Here is an 18113-nt window from a genome sequence, read left to right as displayed (position 1 = left end):
GGTCCCGGTGGTGCGGTCGTACGTACGAACGTGCTGGGGTCCTGCGGTACGTCGGCCGGGGCTCGCCTACAGCGCGGGCCCCGGGCGCCATCGCATGCCGTTGACCTGGCCGGGCTCGTCGCCGATGACGTACCGCACCCGCCGTCCGTGCACGCGCCGGGCGGGGCGCGGCAGCCGCGGGGCGGCAGCCGCGCGCCAGGGGGCGTGCGGGTCCCGGGCCGGCGCGACGGCGGAACGCAGGCCCGGCCGGGTGCGGGCGACGGGACGGTCGGTCATGGTGGTGGGTCTCCCGGTCAGCCGCGGCCGTGGCGGAGGGCCGGGTGGGCGCCCGCGGCGACCAGGTCGGCGACGGCGGCGCGCGGGTCGCGGCCGGTCACCAGGGACTCGCCGACCAGGACGGCGTCGGCTCCGGCGTTGGCGTAGGCGATCAGGTCGTGCGGACCGCGGACGCCGGACTCGGCGACCTTGACGATGTGGTCGGGGATCTCGGGGGCGACCCGCTCGAAGGTGGAGCGGTCGACCTTGAGGTCCTTCAGATTGCGCGCGTTGACGCCGATGATCCTGGCTCCGGCGTCCACGGCGCGCTCCGCCTCCTCCTCGTCGTGCGCCTCGACGATCGGGGTGAGGCCGATCGACTCGGCGCGCTCGATGAGGGAGACCAGGGCCTCCTGGTCGAGGGCGGCGACGATCAGGAGGGCGAGGTCGGCGCCGTAGGCGCGGGCCTCCCACAGCTGGTACGAGGTGACGATGAAGTCCTTGCGCAGGATCGGCGTGTCGACCTTGGCCCGGACGGCCTCCAGGTCGGCCAGCGAGCCGCCGAAGCGGCGCTCCTCGGTGAGGACCGAGATGACGGACGCGCCGCCCGCCTCGTAGTCCGCGGCGAGCGCGGCCGGGTCGGCGATGGCGGCCAGGGCCCCCTTGGAGGGCGACGAGCGCTTGACCTCGCAGATGACGGTGACACCCTCGCCGCGCAGGGCGGCGACTCCGTCCTTGGCCTGGGGGGCGCGGGCGGCGCGCTCCTTCAGCTCGTCGAGGCTGACGCGCGCCTGTCGCTCCGCGAGGTCGGCGCGAACGCCGTCGATGATCTCGTCGAGCACACTCACGCGAGCGGCCCCCTTCCGGAACGGTGAATAGGGAACAGGATCAGCCGTACCGATGGTATCCGCAGGAGGGCCCAGGGTTCGCATCCGGCCACGCCGCGTCCCACCAGCTGGGCATTTCGCGGGCCGGCCGTGCGTTTCAGGGGGCCAGCGCCGAGCCGAACGGCAGATTCCGGACGACGGTGAAGACCAGCAGGACGGCTCCCACGCCCCACCACCAGGCGGGGGCCAGGGCGATCCGCAGGGGCTGTCCGCGCCAGGCCCGGACCAGCCAGAGGGCCCAGACGCCGGCGAAGAGGACGTAGCCGACGGTGGCGATCGCGTTGGCGGAGAGGGCCCCGCCGAGGTCACCGGTGATGAAGGCGTGGGCGCTGCGGAGTCCGCCGCAGCCGGGGCAGAGCACCCCGGTCAGCTGGAGCAGCGGGCAGACCGGGTAGTGGCCGGGCTCGTTGGGGTCGACGGTGCCGACGTAGGCGAAGGCGCCGGTGACGGCGGCGAGGATGCCGAAGGGGGTGCCGAGCCAGCGCACCCGGCCCGGCCGGTGTTCGAGGACGGAACCGTGGTCGTGGGGCTGGTGCACCCGTGAGGTCCCTTCGCCCGGGGATGCCGAGGCCTCCGGGCCCGCCTCTCCGGGGGCCCCGTCCCGAAGCGCCGGACGGGCTGGGGGGTCGGGGGTCGGGCAGACCGTCAGGGGCGTGTTCCGGGGGCCGTCGCCCCGGGGGTCGGGGTCCGGCGGCTGGGCTGCGGCGGGGGGAGTCGAGGCGTCCACCCGCCGATTGTCCCCCGCCGACGCGAAAAGGCGCAGCCCCACCCGGGGCTGCGCCTGTCTGCGTGTCGGGCGCCGGGACGGTCCGGCGGCCGGATCAGTGGGAGGTCTGCGCCTGTCCGGCGCGCGCCCTGGCCGCGGCCATCTCGGCGGACTCCTTCTGCGCGCCGAGACCGGCGGCCCGCATGGCGAGGCCCACGAGTCCGCCGGCGAAGACCACGACGACGCCGGCCCAGAAACCGAGCGGGTTGGCCGCGACCATGAAGACGCCTGCGACGCAGAAGCCGATGAACGAGATGATGACACCGGTCCAGGCGGCCGGGGTGTGTCCGTGGCTCGTGCCCGCCATGAGTTGCTCCTCGTTGGTGTTGCGCTGTGGGTGACGCTGTAGGTGGGGCCGCCGCCCGGGGGACGGCTCGGGTCCATTGTCCCGTACGGGCCGCCGGGGGGTGAGCGTGGGGTCCACGCCCGGGACCTGCCCCGCGGATCGGGGCCGGGTCCGCCGGAGGCACTCACCCGTGTCGAGAACGCGGCACGCAGGTCACCGGCGTCCCGGGACACCACACCTAGCGGGTGGGGTCCTCGCCGCGGTCCAGGGCCTTCCACAGGTCCTCGGGCCGGTCCGGGTCGGGGGCGGTGCGGGACTGCCTGCCGGGGCGGGGGGTGCCGTCGCGCTCGTACTTCCCGGACATGGCGGGCCAGCGGCTGCCGTAGCGCAGGGCGAGGAGCCCGGCCAGCAGGATCAGCAGGCCGCCGGCGGCCGTGACGTAGGGCCAGGCGGTGTGGCTGAGGGCGTGGATCGTGGCCGCCGCGTCGCCGGTGGTCCTGGCCGCCTCCTCGTCGAGGGTGGTGCTGTCGGAGGCGCCGGCCCAGGCGCTGAGGGCGGCGCCGAGGCCGCTGAGGGCCAGGAGCGCGGCGACGATGCGGCGGCCCGCGCCGCGTACGGCGAAGACGGCGACGAGCGCGGCGAGCCCGACGATGGCGAGCGCGGCGGGGGCGCCCGTGACGTCCCGGCCGTCGGCGGTCAGCGGCAGCGCGCCGCCGCCGGTGGCCGCCCGGCCCTCGGCCCAGGTCTGCCCGGAGGCGAGAAGGACGACGGTCGCGCCCGCAGCGCCCAGGAGCAGACCGGCCGCGAGGGACCGGCGGCTCCCTTTCGGGTCGGGCGCGGCGCCGGACGCGGAGTCGGCGGTTCGGGCACGGGGCTGGGGTACGGGAACAGCACTCACGCCCTCCACTATCCCCTACCGCCCCGATGCCCGTGGAGCCGGTCGGCCCTCAGCGCCTCAGCGGTCGTGGAGCCGGTTGGCCGTGTGGACGGCGCGGAGCACGGCCGCCGCCTTGTTGCGGCATTCGGTGTCCTCGGCGACCGGGTCGGAGTCGGCGACGACGCCCGCCCCGGCCTGCACGTACGCGGTGCCGTCGCGGAGCAGGGCGGTGCGGATGGCGATGGCGGTGTCGGAGTCCCCGGCGAAGTCGAGGTAGCCGACGCAGCCCCCGTACAGTCCCCGGCGGCTCGGCTCCAGCTCCTCGATGATCTGCATGGCACGGGGCTTGGGGGCGCCGGAGAGGGTGCCCGCGGGGAAGCAGGCGGTGAGGACGTCGAAGGCGGTGCGGTCCTCGGTGACGCGGCCGGTGACGGTGGAGACGATGTGCATCACGTGGGAGTAGCGCTCGATCGACATGAAGTCGACGACCTCGACGCTGCCCGGTTCGCAGACCCGCCCCAGGTCGTTGCGGCCGAGGTCGACGAGCATCAGGTGCTCGGCACGCTCCTTGGGGTCGGCGAGCAGTTCCTCGGCGAGCGCCTGGTCCTCCTGCGGGGTGGCGCCGCGGTGCCGGGTCCCGGCGATCGGGTGGACCATGGCCCGGCCGTCCTCGACCTTGACGAGGGCCTCGGGGCTGGAGCCGACGACGTCGAACCCGTCGAAGCGGAAGAGGTACATGTACGGGGACGGGTTGGTGGCCCGCAGGACCCGGTAGACGTCCAGCGCGCTCGCGGCGCAGGGGGTCTCGAAGCGCTGGGAGGGCACGACCTGGAAGGCCTCGCCCGCCCGGATGCGCTCCTTGATGTCGTCGACGGCCTCCTGGTAGGCCTCGCCGCCCCATCGTGCGGTGTACGGGGGCAGCTCGGACGGGGGCAGGACGGCCGGGGCGTTCTCGACCGGGCGGCGCAGGTCGCGCTCCATCGCGTCGAGGCGGGCGACGGCGTCCGCGTATGCCTCGTCGACGCCGGTGGCGAGGTCGTTGTGGTTGATCGCGTTGGCGATGAGCAGGACGGTGCCGTTCTGGTGGTCGAGGACGGCGAGGTCCGAGGTGAGGAGCATGGTGAGCTCGGGCAGCTCCAGGTCGTCGCCGCCGTGCTCGCCGATCTTCTCCAGGCGGCGCACGACGTCGTAGCCGAGGTAGCCGACCATGCCGCCGGTGAACGGGGGCAGGCCCAGGTCGCTCACCAGGTCGCGCGGGGTGTGCAGGGTCTCGACGGTGGCCCGCAGCGCGTCCAGCGGATCGCCTGCCACGGGGACGCCGACGGGAGGGGTGCCGAGCCAGTGGGCCTGGCCGTCGCGGGTGGTGAGGGTGGCGTCGCTGCGGACGCCGATGAAGGAGTAGCGCGACCAGGTGCGGCCGTTCTCGGCCGACTCCAGCAGGAAGGTGCCGGGGCGTTCGGCGGCGAGCTTGCGGTACAGGCCGACCGGGGTGTCGCCGTCCGCGAGGAGGCGGCGGCTGACGGGGACGACGCGCCGGTCGACGGCCAGCTTGCGGAAGGTGTCGAGATCCATGGCCGGACCTTAGCTGTCGAGGAGGACGTCGGCGTCGAAGCAGGTGCGGTCGCCCGTGTGGCAGGCGGCGCCGGTCTGGTCGACCTTGACGAGGACGGTGTCGGCGTCGCAGTCCAGGGCGACGGACTTCACGTGCTGGACGTGGCCCGAGGTGTCGCCCTTGACCCAGTACTCCTGGCGGCTGCGCGACCAGTAGGTGCAGCGGCCCGTGGTGAGGGTGCGGTGCAGCGCCTCGTCGTCCATCCAGCCGAGCATCAGCACCTCACCGGTGTCGTACTGCTGGGCGATGGCCGGGACCAGGCCGTCGGCGCCGCGCTTGAGACGGGCGGCGACGGCCGGGTCGAGGTTGCCGGCGGGCGGGGTGCGGTCGGGCGTGCTGGTCATGGGGCCATTGTGCCGTGGCGCCGGGCGTCTCCCGGCCGGACGTCCACTGGGCGGACCGGGGGTGACGGTCGTACGCTGGCGGGCATGTCGACCCATGCGAAGCGTGAACGTCTTCTGCTCGCCGATCTGTTGGAAGCGGCCGGTCCCGAGGCCCTGACCCTGTGCGACGGCTGGAAGACCCGCGACCTGGCCGCCCATGTGGTGGTCCGCGAACGCCGCGCGGACGCGGCGGGCGGGCTGCTGGTGAGCGCCCTGAAGGCCCGGATGGAGCGGGTGCAGGCGGAGTTCGCGGCGAAGCCGTACGAGGAGCTGATCCAGCTGATCCGTACCGGACCGCCCCGGTTCTCCCCGATGGCCCTGAAGCAGATCGACGAGGCGGCCAACACGGTGGAGTTCTTCGTCCACGCGGAGGACGTGCGCCGGGCCCAGCCCGACTGGTCGCGCCGCGAGCTGGACCCGGTCTTCGCCGACGTGCTCTGGTCCCACACCGAGAAGGCCTCCCGGATGCTGGGCCGCAGATCCCCCGTGGGGCTGGTGCTGCGCCGTCCGGACGGCCGGACGGCGGTGGCCCACAAGGGCACCCCGGTGGTGACGGTGACCGGGGAGCCGGGCGAGCTGCTGCTGTACGCGTTCGGCCGGCAGGAGTCCGCGGATGTGCGGGTGGAGGGCGACGAGGCCGCAGTGGAGCGGCTGCGGAAGGCCGAACTGGGGATGTGACGCGGGACGCGTGCCGGGGCGGGCGGCCGGTGGTCCGGCGGGTGTCCGGCCGGGTGTGGCGGACCCGGCCGGGGCGGTCGAGCCGACGCACGCGGTGACAGCGGTGGCGCGCCACCGTGGGGCCCGAGCCAGGGCGGCGATGGGTCGCGGCGGGCGAACGACCGGCGGGCGGGCGGCCCGAACTCCTCAGCCGCCCACGAGCCGTCGTGCCGCCAGGGCCAGCGAGACCTCGACCGCGTCCCGGGGGCGGGTGAGGCAGCGGCCGGTGAGCTGTTCGAAGCGGCGGAGCCGGTTGAGGACGGTGTTGCGGTGGCAGTAGAGCCGGGCCCCCGCCCGCTGGGCCGAGCCGTCCGCGTCCAGCCACGCGGTGAGGGTCTCCACGATGACGTCGCGGTCGGTGGGGTCCAGTCGCTCCAGCGGCCCCAGCACCCGGTCGGCGAGCGCTCCGGCGAGCGCCGGGGACGACACCACCAGGGCGTCCGGGAGATGCTCGTCGAGCAGAACGGTCCCCCCGGAGGCCGGACAGGCGCGCAGCGCGGTCTCCGCCAGCCGCCGGGCCTCGCCGAGGGCGGCCAGGCCCTCGACGGCGGAGCCGATCCCGGCCCGGGTCCCGGGCGGCACGTCCAGGGTGGCGGCCAGTTCGCTCAGTTCGCCGGACGGGCCCGTCAGCGGCAGGATCGCGAAATCGGCGTCCGGGCCCGGGTGCCAGAGCACCGCGCCACCCGGCTCGGCGGCGGGCAGGGCCGGCGACGGGCGGGCCACGCCTTCCGGACCGGGCAGGGGCGCCGAGGGACGGACTCCACCCTCCGGACCGGGCAGGGTCACCGACGGACGAGCCACGCCTGTCGGACCGGGCAGGGACACCGACGGACGAGCCACGCCTGTCGGACCGGGCAGGGACACCGACGGGCGGACCCCACCCCCCGCACCGGGCAGGGGCGCCTCCGCCCCGCCCACCGCAGCGGCCGGGGCACCCCCCGTCGCGCCGCGGTGGTTCCCCGCCACGGCGAGTACGGCGTACCGGCCCTGCTCCGGCAGCCCCAGCATCTCCGCCGCCTCGGCCAGGTCCGCGATCCGGGCGGTCCCGTCGAGCAGGGCGGCGACCATGAGCCGCTGCCGGTTCTCGCGCCGCCAGGACAGCCGCCGCTCGGCCTGGCGGTAGGCGTCGGCGACGACCCCGCAGTGCTCGTCGACGAAGTTCCACACGTCGGCGGCGACATGGACGAGCAGCCGGATGTCGTCGGGGTCGCGGCGGGCGGTCTCGTCCACCAGGTCCTGCCAGACCATCGCGCCGCCCATCCGGAAGGCGTGCAGGACGGCGTCGAGCGGGACGCCCTGCTCGGCCCGGACCTCCCCGATCCAGCGGGAGGTGCGGTGGGCGGACTCCCGGAACTCGCGGGGCTGGATCAGGGAGCCGACGTTGTGCCGCAGGGAGTGGTGGACCTCCTGCCAGACCTCGGCCCGGTCGGAGTCGATCGCCGCCCGGTAGGCGGGCTCCTGGGCGTACAGGGCCTCGACGAGCCGGTCGGTGAGGGCGGGCAGCGACGCGACGAGGACCCGGGCGGCCCGGTGCAGCACCTCGACGGCCTCGCGGTCGGCCAGGGACCGGAAGCGGTGCGGCAACGGCGGTACCGGAGAGGAGCCGCGCAGCGCCCCCGTCCGCGAACGTACGACCTGTGGCATGGCGGCCTCCACCGGGAATCGGCCGGCCGCGCGAGCGGCGGGCCCGGCGCAGCGGCCCCGGGCGGGGGGCGAGCGCGGCGAGACGATCCTGACGCCCGCAGAATGACATACCGCCCAGTCGGTACCTAGGGGTCTGCGCGGAACTCGTCATCACGGTCTGGCAACCTCCCGGCCGCGGCGGGGCCGTGACGGGGTTCAGGGACGCGACAGCCTGGCCAGTTCGGTGCGGGAACGGATGCCGAGGGCGGCGAAGACGTTACGGAGGTGGTGGTCCACCGTGCGCGGGCTGAGCGAGAGCCGCCGAGCCACTTCGCGGTTGGTGTCCCCCTCGGCGACGCAGCGGGCGATGCGCTGCTGCTGAGGGGTGAGCCCCGCCAGCGGGTCGCCCTCCCGGTCCGGACGCGCCCCGGCCGGCTCCCCCGCCGCCCGGAGCTCCCCCGCTGCCCGGTCCGCCCAGGCGCGGGCCGAGCAGCGCTGGAAGCCGACCAGGGCGTCGCGCAGCGGGTCACGGGCCTCACGGGTACGCCGGCGGCGGCGCAGCCACAGCCCGTACAGCAGCCGGGTACGGGCCCGCTCGAACTCCCCGCCGGCCTGCTCGTGGTGGGCGAGGGCCTCGCCGTAGCGGGCGTCGGCCTCGCCGGCGGGGGCCAGAAGGGCGCGGCAACGGGCCAGTTGGGCGGGCGCGCCCGGGTCGGCGGCCCGGTCGGCCCAGGTGGCGAACTCGTCGACGGCGGTGTGGAGTTCACGGGACTGGGCGGGCAGCCGTCCGTCCAGTACGGCGGCCTCGATCCAGCAGGGCACCGCGAGGGTCCGGGTGGCGAAGTGGCCCCGCCCCGGTCCGGACCCGACCAGGGGGGCCAGCCGGGCGGCCGCGTCGCCCGGCCGCCCGGCCGCCAGGTCCGCCCTGGCGCGTGCCCAGGTGGCGAGGGTCGCGGCCTGGGTCAGCCCGTGGGGGCCGGCCCCGGCCAGCGCGGCGTCGGCATGCGCGGCGCAGGCCTCGCCGGGTCCCTCCACGGAGGCGGAGAGGGCCAGTACGGCGTGCAGATGGGCGGCGGTGTTGGACTGCCCCGTACGCCGGGCGGCGTGCAGCCCCTCCAGGGCGTGGGCCCGCGCGCCTGCGTGCCGCCCGGCCCGGAGTTCGGCGTACGCGAGGTGTTCGAGCGCGTGGGGCAGCAGCGCGTCGGGGCCCCTGGTCCGTACGGCCGCGAGCGCGCGGGCGCCCGTGCGGCAGGCGGCGGAGACGTCCCCGAGGACCAGGGCCGCGACACCGGCCCGCAGCAGCGTGGCCGGGTCGCCGGTGTCCCCGGCGACGGCGAGAGCCCGGCGGAGGTGCGCGTGCCCTTCGGCGGTACGGCCTTCGAGCACGGCGCTCATGCCGCCCCGGTAGTGCGCCAGCCGCTCGTCGGCCGGGGTGCGGGTGAGGCTGTGCATGACGTCGAGGTAGCCGACGGCGTCCCCCGCCGCCCAGGCGGCCTCGGCGGCACCGAGGAGGGCGTCGCGGGCCCGGCCGGGATCGTGCGGCACGAGGAGCGCGGCTGCGGCCTTCAGGACTTCCCGCGCGTCGGCGACGGGCCCGGAGCGGAGGGCCAGCATGCCGTGGACGTAGGGGGCGAGGCCCGGCGCGCTCGCGGGGGCGGTGGCCGGGTCCGCGTCCGCCGCGGGGTCCGCTCCTCGCCAGCAGGGCCCGGGCCAGGGCGGGTCGCCCGCCAGCCGCGCCTGCTCGGCCGCCGCGGCGAACCGGGCGGCGCGCAGCGCGGGCCCGGTGGAGAGCAGGGCGGCGCGGGCGAGGGCGGTGGAGCGCTCGGCGTGCGACGACGGCGCGACGGCGGCTGCTTCGAGCCGCGCGGCCAGCGCGGCGTCCGGTCCGGGCGCGGCGCAGGCCCACTGGACGAGGGCGGCGAGGGGGAGGGCGGGAGGGTCGCTACCAACCGTCCCGGCGCGGACCTCCGGAAAGCCCGGCTCAGGCACCTCCGAGACCTCCGGGCCGCCCGGCTGCGGGCCCTTCCGCCCCTCCGGGACCCCTGGAAGAACGATGGCGGAGCTCGCCCCCGGGGCGCCCGGGTCCACAGCCTCCGGGAACGACCGTGTCCCCGGGGGTTCAGGAAGTGCGGTGGCAGAGCGTGCCTCCAGGGAGGACGGCTCAGGGAAATCCCGCGCCTCCGGGACCTCCAGGCCTCCCGCCTCCAGAGCCTCCGGGCCGCCCGGCTCCGGGACCTTCCGCCCCTCCGGGGACAACCGCGCCCCCGGGGCCTCCGGAACCGCGCCGGCGGAGTACGCCGCCGGGGCAGCCGCCTCCAGGCTTTCCGGGGCGCCCGCCCGCAGAACCGCCGGGGCACACGCCTCCAGAAGCTCCGGGAACCCCCGCAGCCGGCGGGCCCCAGGGCTCCCCGGACCAGCGTGGGCGCCCCCGCCCCCGCCGCCGGTCTCCACCAGCACCGTGGCGAGCAGTTCGTGGGCGGCCCGGCGGCGGGACCAGGGGGCGCGGTCGAGCACGGCACGGGCGGCTAGACGGTGGGCGAAGTGCACCCGGCCGCCGGTCCGTCGCAGGAGGCCGCCGGTGCCCGCGCCGTCGAGAAGGGCGTCGTCCAGAAAGGCCCGGGGCAGTCCGGCCCGAGTGCCCGCGCGCAGCAGGAGCAGCATGTCCGCCCCGGCGCCGGCCGGCTCGTGCTCCTCGGCCGCCGCGGCCAGCAGGAGCAGGGTGCGGGCCCGGTCCGGGAGGCGGTCGAGGCGTTCGGCGTGGGCCGCCGGCAGCGCTTCGCCGCCGGGCAGGGGCCAGGGCAGCGGGGTCCGCCCGGCGAGCTGGTCCGGGGTGAGGCGTGCGGTGAGCCCGGTCAGCAGAGCGGGGTTGCCGCCCGCCTCGCGGAGGAGTTCGGCGCGCACGACCGGGTCGGGCCCGTCCGTGCCGGAGGTCAGCCGGTCCAGGAGCGCCGAGGCCGCGTCCTCCTCCAGGGGCGTGAGGTGCAGGGCGGGCAGCCCCTCGAAGGCGGCGCCGTCGGCGGCCGAGAGCAGGAAGGCGATCCCGCTGCCCGTGAGCGGTCCGAGCGCGGCGAAGGTGAGCGCGGCCCGGGACACGGGGTCCCAGGCGTGCGCGTCGTCGACGCAGACCAGGAGCGGCCGGCCGTCGGCGAACTCCCGGAGCCGGCCGGCCAGGGCGTCGGTTGCCGCGCCGGAGGACCCGGCACCGGCCGGCACAGCGACGGTCCCGGTGCCCGTGGGCAGGGCGGCGGACGCGGAACCCGTGCTCCGGGCGAACGCCGCCGGTCCCGCACCTGCCGTGCCCGGGCCGAGCAGGGCGCCCAGTCCGCCGCAGGGCACGGCGCGTTCGGCGGTGGCGGCCCCGGCGTACAGCACGGGGCCCCGGGCCCGGTGCGTCGCGGCTGCCGCGCGCAGCAGTGCCGTGCGGCCGAGACCGGGCGGCGCGACCAGCACCAGCGCACCCCCGACGCCTCTCCGTAACAGCGTCAGCAGATGCTCGAGAGTGCCGAGTTCGTCCTCCCGGCCGTACAGCCGGAGCGGACTGCGCACGGTCGTCGATGAGGTCACAGCCGCACGGTACGGATCCGTCGGCGGGTGCGGAAGCGCCGCGTCCGGAGGCGGCCCGGTGCGGTGCGGGCTCCCAGCCGCGGCCCTGCCGCGCTGTGCTCCGGCACAGCGCGGCAGGGGGTGCCGGCGGCGGACCGTCCCGCGCTACGCGGTGTGCGGGCAGGTGCCCCGGTACTCCGCGATGGTCAGGCTCGGCCGTGGGAGCGGGCAGAGGAACTGCTCGTAACGGGTGTCGTCGTCGATGAATCGCTTCAGCCAGGAAATGCTGTACTTCGCGATGGTCGTGTCGGAGGTGTTCGGGGTGAAGTGCGAGGCGCCGCGCAGCTCCAGGTAGGCCTTGTCCAGGGAACCGGGCATGGACTCGTAGAACAGTTCGGAGTGCGTCGCGACCGGGGCGATCGTGTCGCCGTCCGCGCCCACCACGAGGGTGGGCGTACGCAGTTCGGGCCAGGTCTTGTCGATGTTCCAGCCGGTCAGCGGGATGGCCGCCTTCAGGGACGGACGGCTCTTGGCGGCTTCCAGGGATCCGCCTCCGCCCATCGAGTGCCCCATCACGCCCAGGCGGCCGGCGTCCACCCGGGACCGCACCGAACTGCGCTCGGTCAGGTAGTCCAGGGCGGCGAGGAGCTGGCGGCCCCGGCTGTCGGGCTGGTCCAGCGTGGTGTTGGTGTCGATCGTGAAGACGACGAAGCCCTGGGAGGCCAGGCGCGGCCCGAGCCAGGCGATCGAGGACTCGTACGCGGTGAAACCGGGCGAGATGACGACCGCGCCGAACGTGCCGTCCGCGGTGGTCGTCGGGTAGTGGATGGTGCCGCCGCCGAATCCGCTGACGAGCGAGGAGACGGAGGTGCGGGAGGTGGCGTACGGGCCCCGGCTCGCCTCGATGGAGGAGGTGGAGGGGGCCGGGCCGCGCTCGTAGGGGTTGTCGGCGGCCTGGGCGCCCGGGGCCAGGGCGGTCATCAGGAGTCCGGCGGTGGCCGCACCGGCGGTCACCAGACTCGTCACCGTACGGGAGCGACCCGCGGACGTACCGGAGCGGCTCGGGCGGGAGGGGCGCGGGGGGATGGTGCCGGAGGGGAGGTGCTGCTGCACGGGGGGATCCTCTCGGTGGTGGCAGAACCGCACCGCGCGGGGTCCACGGACCCGTCGTCCGGGGCCCGGGGATGACACCGCGTGGTCGCCGACGTCGTTCGCCGGCGGTCGCCACTCTCACCCTGCGTCCCGGGGGCACGCATCGGCGGTATCACCGGTCTCGGCAGACCGGTGACACCGCCCGCACCGTGTACGCGCGCCTCAGCGGACCGGGTGCCCCGCGTCCCGCAGCGCGCCCTTGACCTCGGAGATCCGCAGGTCGCCGAAGTGGAAGACGGACGCGGCGAGCACCGCGTCGGCGCCCGCCCCGATCGCCGGGGCGAAGTCGGCGAGCCGGCCGGCGCCGCCGGAGGCGATGACGGGGACGGTGACGTGGCCCCGGACCGCCTCGATCATCTCGGTGTCGTAGCCGTCCTTGGTGCCGTCGGCGTCCATCGAGTTGAGCAGGATCTCGCCCGCGCCCAGCTCGGCGGCCCGGTGGGCCCACTCGACGGCGTCGATGCCGGTGCCCTTGCGGCCGCCGTGCGTGGTGACCTCGAACGTGCCCCCGGGGGTGCGGCGGGCGTCGACCGAGAGCACCAGGACCTGGCGTCCGAAGCGTTCGGCGATCTCACGGATGAGGTCGGGGCGGGCGATGGCGGCGGTGTTGACGCCGACCTTGTCCGCCCCGGCCCGCAGCAGCTTGTCGACGTCCTCCGGGGTGCGGACGCCGCCGCCGACCGTGAGCGGGATGAAGACCTGCTCGGCGGTACGGCGGACCACGTCGTACGTCGTCTCGCGGTCGCCGCTGGAGGCGGTGATGTCGAGGAAGGTCAGCTCGTCGGCGCCCTCGGCGTCGTACAGCTTGGCCATCTCGACGGGGTCGCCCGCGTCGCGCAGGTTCTGGAAGTTGACCCCCTTGACGACGCGGCCGTTGTCGACGTCGAGGCAGGGGATGACCCGTACGGCGAGCGTCACTTCGCACCTCCCCGGTAGGCCTCGACCTCGACCTCGACGACCAGGCTCGGGTCCACGAACCCGGACACGATGAGCATCGAGGCGGCGGGGCGCACGGCGTCGAACAGCTCCTTGTGGGCGCGGCCGACCTCGTCGACGTCCCGGGCGTGCGTGAGGTACATCCGGGTGCGGACGACGTCCTCGCGCCCCAGACCCAGCTGCTCCAGCGCCGCGAACGCGACGTCGAAGGCGGTGACGGTCTGCTCGTACGGGGAGCCCGCGGCGATCTGGCCGTTGACCACGGAGGTGCAGCCGGCCACCAGGACGAGCCCGCCCGGGAGTTCGACCGCCCGTGAGTAGCCGAACTTCTCCTCCCAGGGGGCGCCGGTGGAGATCCGGCGCACGGCGGCCGGGGCGTCGGCGTCCGTCATGCGGCGACCGCCTTGAGCGCCTCTTCCAGCGTGAACGCCTTCGCGTACAGCGCCTTGCCCACGATCGCGCCCTCCACGCCTTCGGGGACGAGGAGGGAGATCGCGCGGAGGTCGTCCAGGGACGAGACCCCGCCGGAGGCGACGACCGGGCGGTCGGTGGCGGCGCAGACGTCGCGCAGGAGGCCGAGGTTGGGGCCTTCCAGGGTGCCGTCCTTGGCGATGTCGGTGACGACGTAGCGGGCGCAGCCCTCGGCGTCGAGGCGGGCGAGGGTCTCGTAGAGGTCGCCGCCGTCGCGGGTCCAGCCGCGGCCGCGCAGGGTGGTGCCGCGCACGTCGAGGCCGACGGCGATCTTGTCGCCGTGCTCGGCGATGACCTTGGCGACCCACTCGGGGGTCTCCAGGGCGGCGGTGCCGAGGTTGACGCGGCGGCAGCCGGTGGCGAGCGCGGCCTCCAGCGAGGCGTCGTCGCGGATGCCGCCGGACAGCTCGACCTTGATGTCCATGGCCCCGGCGACCTCGGCGATCAGGGCACGGTTGTCGCCCGTGCCGAAGGCGGCGTCCAGGTCGACGAGGTGCAGCCACTCGGCGCCGGCGGACTGCCAGGCGAGGGCGGCCTCCAGCGGGGAGCCGTAGGAGGTCTCGGAGCCGGACTCGCCGTGGACGAGGCGGACGGCCTGGCCGTCGCGGACGTCGACGGCGGGGAGCAGTTCAAGCTTCGGCATTACAGCGTCTCGATCCAGTTGGTCAGCAGCTGGGCGCCGGCATCGCCGGACTTCTCGGGGTGGAACTGGGTGGCCCACAGCGCGCCGTTCTCCACGGCGGCCACGAACCGTTCGCCGTGCGTGGCCCACGTGACCTTGGGGGCACGGATCTTGGCGTTGGTGACTTCGAGGGTCCAGTCGTGCGCCGCGTAGGAGTGCACGAAGTAGTACCGGGCCTCGGGGTCCAGACCGGCGAAGAGCCGGGAGTCCTCGGGGGCCTCCACGGTGTTCCAGCCCATGTGCGGGACGACGTCGGCCTTCAGGGGGCCGACCGTGCCGGGCCACTCGTCCAGGCCCTCGGTCTCCACGCCGTGCTCGATGCCCTTCTCGAAGAGGATCTGCATCCCGACGCAGATCCCCATCACGGGGCGGCCGCCGGAGAGCCTGCGGCCGATGATCCAGTCGCCGCGGGCCCGCTTCAGCCCCTCCATGCAGGCGGAGAAGGCGCCCACGCCGGGGACGAGCAGCCCGTCGGCGGCCATCGCGCGGTCGTAGTCGCGGGTGATCTCGACGTCCGCGCCGGCGCGGGCGAGGGCCCGCTCGGCGGAGCGGACGTTGCCGAAGCCGTAGTCGAAGACGACGACCTTTTTCGTGTCAGTCACGGTGTGCCTCTCAGTCCCACAGGCCCTGGATCCGCAGGATGCCCGCCACCAGGCACATCACGGAGCCGATGGACAGCAGCACGATGACGCCCTTGGGCATCCCCTGCTTGGCGAAGGAGTAGACGCCGCCGGCCAGGAAGAGGCCGACGACGATCAGAAGGGTGCTGAGGCCGGTCACAGGGCGCCCTTCGTGGAGGGCAGGATGCCGGCGGCACGCGGGTCGTGCTCCGAGGCGTAGCGCAGGGCGCGGGCGAGCGCCTTGAACTGGCACTCCACGATGTGGTGGGCGTTGCGCCCGTACGGGACGTGGATGTGCAGGGCGATCTGCGCCTGGGCGACGAAGGACTCGAAGATGTGGCGGGTCATCGTCGTGTCGTAGGTGCCGATCATCGGGGCCATGGTGTCCGGCTCGGTGTGCACCAGGTAGGGGCGGCCGGAGAGGTCGACGGTGACCTGGGCGAGGGACTCGTCCAGCGGGACGGTGCAGTTGCCGAAGCGGTAGATGCCGACCTTGTCGCCGAGGGCCTGCCGGAAGGCGGCGCCGAGCGCGAGCGCGGTGTCCTCGATGGTGTGGTGGGTGTCGATGTGCAGGTCGCCCTCGGTCTTCACCGTGAGGTCGAAGAGGCCGTGGCGGCCGAGCTGGTCGAGCATGTGGTCGTAGAAGCCGACCCCGGTGGCGACGTCGACCTTTCCGGTGCCGTCGAGGTTGATCTCGACCAGCACGGACGTTTCCTTGGTGGTGCGTTCCACGCGGCCTACGCGGGGGCTCATGCGTCGTGCTCCTTCTTGAGTTCGCGTACCGCATCGAGGAACGCGTCGTTCTCTGCCGGGGTGCCCGCGGTGACCCGCAGCCAGCCCGGTACGCCGTTGTCCCGGACCAGGACGCCCTTGTCGAGGATCCGCTGCCAGACGGCGTGGCTGTCGTCGAAGCGGCCGAACTGGACGAAGTTGGCGTCCGAGTCGGTGACCTCGTAGCCGGTGGCGCGCAGCTCGGCCACCAGCCGGTCGCGTTCGCTCTTGAGCTGCGCGACGTACCCCAGCAGCGTATCGGTGTGCTCCAGGGCGGCGAGCGCGGTGGCCTGGGTGATCGAGGAGAGGTGGTACGGGAGCCGGACCAGCTGGACCGCGTCGACGACGGCCGGGTCGGCGGCGAGGTAGCCCAGGCGCAGCCCGGCCGCGCCGAACGCCTTGGACATGGTCCGGGAGACGATCAGGTTGCGGCGGCCCTCGATCAGCGGGAGCAGCGAGGGGCGGTGGCTGAACTCTCCGTACGCCTCGTCGACGACGACGATCGACGGCCCGGCGGCCTGGGCGGCGTCGTACAGGGCGAGGACGGTCTCGGCCTCGACGGCGGTGCCGGTGGGGTTGTTGGGCGAGGTGATGAAGACGACCTCGGGGCGCTGCTCGGCGATGGCGGCGCGGGCGGCCCCGACGTCGATGGTGAAGTCGTCCCTGCGCGGCCCGGAGATCCAGCCGGTGCCGGTGCCCCGGGAGATCAGGGCGTGCATGGAGTACGAGGGTTCGAAGCCGATGGCGGTGCGGCCGGGCCCGCCGAAGGTCTGGAGCAGTTGCTGGAGGACCTCGTTGGAGCCGTTGGCGGCCCAGACGTGGGCGGCGGTCACCTGGTGCCCGGCGGTGCGGGTCAGGTAGCGGGCCAGCTCGGTGCGCAGCTCGACGGCGTCCCGGTCGGGGTAGCGGTTGAGGTCGCGGGCGGCCTCGCGGACCCGCTCGGCGATCCGCTCGACCAGGGCTTCGGGGAGCGGGTAGGGGTTCTCGTTGGTGTTGAGGCGTACGGGGACGTCGAGCTGGGGCGCCCCGTACGGGGACTGGCCGCGCAGTTCGTCGCGGATGGGGAGTTCGTCCCAGGGGTTACGGGGGGTGGTGCTGCCGTTCGTCACTGCTGCGGGACCTTCCAGCCGAACCTTGCCTTCAACGCGGCGCCGTGGGCGGGGAGGTCCTCCGCCTCGGCGAGGGTCACGACATGGTGGGTGACCTCGGCGAGCGCGTCGCGGGTGTAGTCGACGATGTGGATGCCGCGCAGGAAGGACTGCACGGACAGGCCCGAGGAGTGGCAGGCGCAGCCGCCGGTGGGCAGGACGTGGTTGGAGCCCGCGCAGTAGTCGCCGAGCGAGACGGGGGCCCAGGGGCCGACGAAGACCGCTCCGGCGTTGCGGACCCGGTCGGCGACGGCGGCGGCGTCGGCGGTCTGGATCTCCAGGTGCTCGGCGCCGTACGCGTCGACGACCTTGAGGCCGTCCTCGACCGAGGAGACCAGGACGATCGCGGACTGGCGGCCGGCGAGCGCGGGCTCGATGCGGTCGGTGACGTGCTTGGTGGCGGCGACCTGCCCGGTCAGCTCCGCCTCGGTGGCGGTGGCCAGCTCCGCGGAGTCGGTGACCAGGACGGCGGCGGCCATCGGGTCGTGCTCGGCCTGGCTGATCAGGTCGGCGGCGACGTGCACCGGGTCGGCGGTGGCGTCGGCGAGGATCGCGATCTCGGTGGGCCCGGCCTCGGCGTCGATGCCGATGCGGCCCTTGAGGAGGCGCTTGGCGGCGGCGACGTAGATGTTGCCGGGGCCGGTGACCAGGTTGACCGGTGAGCAGTCCTCGGTGCCGTACGCGAACATCGCGACGGCCTGGGCGCCGCCGGCCGCGTACACCTCGTCCACGCCGAGCAGGGCGCAGGCGGCGAGGATCGTGGGGTGCGGGAGGCCGCCGAAGTCCTTCTGCGGCGGGGAGGCGACGGCGACGCCCTCGACGCCCGCCTCCTGGGCCGGGACGACGTTCATCACGACGGAGGAGGGGTAGACCGAGCGGCCGCCGGGGACGTAGAGGCCGACACGCTCGACGGGGACCCACTTCTCGGTGACGGTGCCGCCGGGGACGACCTGGGTGGTGTGGGTGGTGCGGCGCTGCTCGCGGTGGACGAGGCGGGCGCGGCGGATGGACTCCTCCAGCGCGGCGCGGACGGCGGGGTCCAGCTCCTTGAGGGCCTTCGCCAGGGCGTCGGCGGGCACCCTGACCGACTCGATCCGGACACCGTCGAGCTTCGCTCCCCAATCGATCACTGCCGCGGAGCCACGATGGCGTACGTCCTCGCAGATGGGCCGCACCGTCTCCAGGGCGGCTTCCACGTCGAACTCGGCACGGGGCAGCAGGTCGCGCAGGGCTCCGCCCTCGGGGAGGGCGTCGCCGCGCAGGTCGATTCGAGAGATCACACGGCAATTCTCTCAGACCGCTCCGGGCGGCCGGTCGCCCGTATCACTGGCTGATACCGGCCGTCCGTACCACTGGCTGATATGTGTCTCGGCCATGTCCGGCT

General features: G+C 74.8%; 19 protein-coding genes. 1 reads left to right on the top strand and 18 read right to left on the bottom strand.

The features are described from left to right. Positions 1 to 66: 66 nt before the first annotated feature. The 7 genes from KME66_RS26760 to hisI all read right to left on the bottom strand — a co-directional run bounded on the left by KME66_RS26760 (position 67) and on the right by hisI (position 5027). Complete coding sequence (locus KME66_RS26760; RefSeq protein WP_216326821.1) at positions 67 to 276, bottom strand: tryptophan biosynthesis modulator TrpM; 210 nt, start codon at positions 274 to 276, stop codon at positions 67 to 69. A gap of 17 nt (positions 277 to 293) precedes the next feature. After that, positions 294 to 1103 (bottom strand): indole-3-glycerol phosphate synthase TrpC, encoded by an 810-nt coding sequence (gene trpC / locus KME66_RS26755; protein WP_073217709.1) that lies wholly within the window; start codon positions 1101 to 1103, stop codon positions 294 to 296. A gap of 136 nt (positions 1104 to 1239) precedes the next feature. Further along, complete coding sequence (locus KME66_RS26750) at positions 1240 to 1680, bottom strand: DUF2752 domain-containing protein (protein WP_216326818.1); 441 nt, start codon at positions 1678 to 1680, stop codon at positions 1240 to 1242. Positions 1681 to 1963: 283 nt separating this feature from the next. After that, complete coding sequence (locus KME66_RS26745; protein WP_073217715.1) at positions 1964 to 2215, bottom strand: HGxxPAAW family protein; 252 nt, start codon at positions 2213 to 2215, stop codon at positions 1964 to 1966. 217 nt (positions 2216 to 2432) lie between these two features. Then, positions 2433 to 3101 (bottom strand): TIGR02234 family membrane protein, encoded by a 669-nt coding sequence (locus KME66_RS26740; protein WP_216326815.1) that lies wholly within the window; start codon positions 3099 to 3101, stop codon positions 2433 to 2435. Positions 3102 to 3149: 48 nt separating this feature from the next. Next, positions 3150 to 4643: an anthranilate synthase component I gene (locus tag KME66_RS26735; RefSeq protein WP_216326812.1), complete on the bottom strand. Its 1494-nt coding sequence runs from the start codon at positions 4641 to 4643 to the stop codon at positions 3150 to 3152. 9 nt (positions 4644 to 4652) lie between these two features. Next, positions 4653 to 5027, bottom strand: coding sequence for a phosphoribosyl-AMP cyclohydrolase (hisI, locus tag KME66_RS26730; RefSeq protein ID WP_073217725.1), 375 nt, complete (start codon positions 5025 to 5027; stop codon positions 4653 to 4655). Between the two features lie 84 nt (positions 5028 to 5111). Here hisI and KME66_RS26725 point away from each other — a divergent pair, with 84 nt between their 5' ends. Beyond that, complete coding sequence (locus tag KME66_RS26725; RefSeq protein ID WP_216326809.1) at positions 5112 to 5744, top strand: TIGR03085 family metal-binding protein; 633 nt, start codon at positions 5112 to 5114, stop codon at positions 5742 to 5744. A gap of 186 nt (positions 5745 to 5930) precedes the next feature. Here KME66_RS26725 and KME66_RS26720 read toward each other — a convergent pair whose 3' ends face one another. The 11 genes from KME66_RS26720 to hisD form a co-directional block, all read right to left on the bottom strand. Then, positions 5931 to 7427 (bottom strand): helix-turn-helix domain-containing protein, encoded by a 1497-nt coding sequence (locus KME66_RS26720; RefSeq protein ID WP_216326807.1) that lies wholly within the window; start codon positions 7425 to 7427, stop codon positions 5931 to 5933. A gap of 195 nt (positions 7428 to 7622) precedes the next feature. Further along, entirely contained in the window at positions 7623 to 10970 is a 3348-nt protein-coding gene (locus KME66_RS26715) for a LuxR C-terminal-related transcriptional regulator (RefSeq protein ID WP_367303633.1), read from the bottom strand. A 144-nt stretch (positions 10971 to 11114) separates the two neighbouring features. Continuing rightward, on the bottom strand, positions 11115 to 12062 hold the full coding sequence (locus KME66_RS26710) for a dienelactone hydrolase family protein (RefSeq protein WP_216326805.1): 948 nt from the start codon (positions 12060 to 12062) through the stop codon (positions 11115 to 11117). A gap of 201 nt (positions 12063 to 12263) precedes the next feature. Further along, entirely contained in the window at positions 12264 to 13019 is a 756-nt protein-coding gene (gene hisF / locus KME66_RS26705; RefSeq protein ID WP_073217742.1) for an imidazole glycerol phosphate synthase subunit HisF, read from the bottom strand. After that, the gene (locus KME66_RS26700; RefSeq protein WP_216326803.1) at positions 13016 to 13429 is read right to left on the bottom strand and encodes a RidA family protein; all 414 of its coding nucleotides are present in this window, start codon (positions 13427 to 13429) and stop codon (positions 13016 to 13018) included. The genes hisF and KME66_RS26700 overlap by 4 nt, the downstream gene beginning before the upstream one ends. Then, entirely contained in the window at positions 13426 to 14151 is a 726-nt protein-coding gene (priA, locus tag KME66_RS26695) for a bifunctional 1-(5-phosphoribosyl)-5-((5-phosphoribosylamino)methylideneamino)imidazole-4-carboxamide isomerase/phosphoribosylanthranilate isomerase PriA (RefSeq protein WP_073217750.1), read from the bottom strand. Before priA ends, KME66_RS26700 begins: the two co-directional genes overlap by 4 nt. Continuing rightward, positions 14151 to 14792: an imidazole glycerol phosphate synthase subunit HisH gene (gene hisH / locus KME66_RS26690; protein ID WP_073217753.1), complete on the bottom strand. Its 642-nt coding sequence runs from the start codon at positions 14790 to 14792 to the stop codon at positions 14151 to 14153. Before hisH ends, priA begins: the two co-directional genes overlap by 1 nt. A gap of 10 nt (positions 14793 to 14802) precedes the next feature. Continuing rightward, on the bottom strand, positions 14803 to 14970 hold the full coding sequence (locus KME66_RS26685; RefSeq protein WP_010070421.1) for a hypothetical protein: 168 nt from the start codon (positions 14968 to 14970) through the stop codon (positions 14803 to 14805). Further along, on the bottom strand, positions 14967 to 15563 hold the full coding sequence (hisB, locus tag KME66_RS26680; RefSeq protein WP_073217757.1) for an imidazoleglycerol-phosphate dehydratase HisB: 597 nt from the start codon (positions 15561 to 15563) through the stop codon (positions 14967 to 14969). Before hisB ends, KME66_RS26685 begins: the two co-directional genes overlap by 4 nt. Next, positions 15560 to 16690 (bottom strand): histidinol-phosphate transaminase, encoded by a 1131-nt coding sequence (locus tag KME66_RS26675; protein WP_216326800.1) that lies wholly within the window; start codon positions 16688 to 16690, stop codon positions 15560 to 15562. The genes hisB and KME66_RS26675 overlap by 4 nt, the downstream gene beginning before the upstream one ends. Continuing rightward, positions 16687 to 18009: a histidinol dehydrogenase gene (gene hisD, locus KME66_RS26670; RefSeq protein ID WP_073217763.1), complete on the bottom strand. Its 1323-nt coding sequence runs from the start codon at positions 18007 to 18009 to the stop codon at positions 16687 to 16689. The genes KME66_RS26675 and hisD overlap by 4 nt, the downstream gene beginning before the upstream one ends. Positions 18010 to 18113: the final 104 nt, after the last annotated feature.

Source organism: Streptomyces sp. YPW6, assembly GCF_018866325.1.
Lineage (GTDB): Bacteria > Actinomycetota > Actinomycetes > Streptomycetales > Streptomycetaceae > Streptomyces.
Note: the sequence above shows the minus strand (reverse complement) of the source record. Positions and strands in the feature narration are given on the sequence as shown.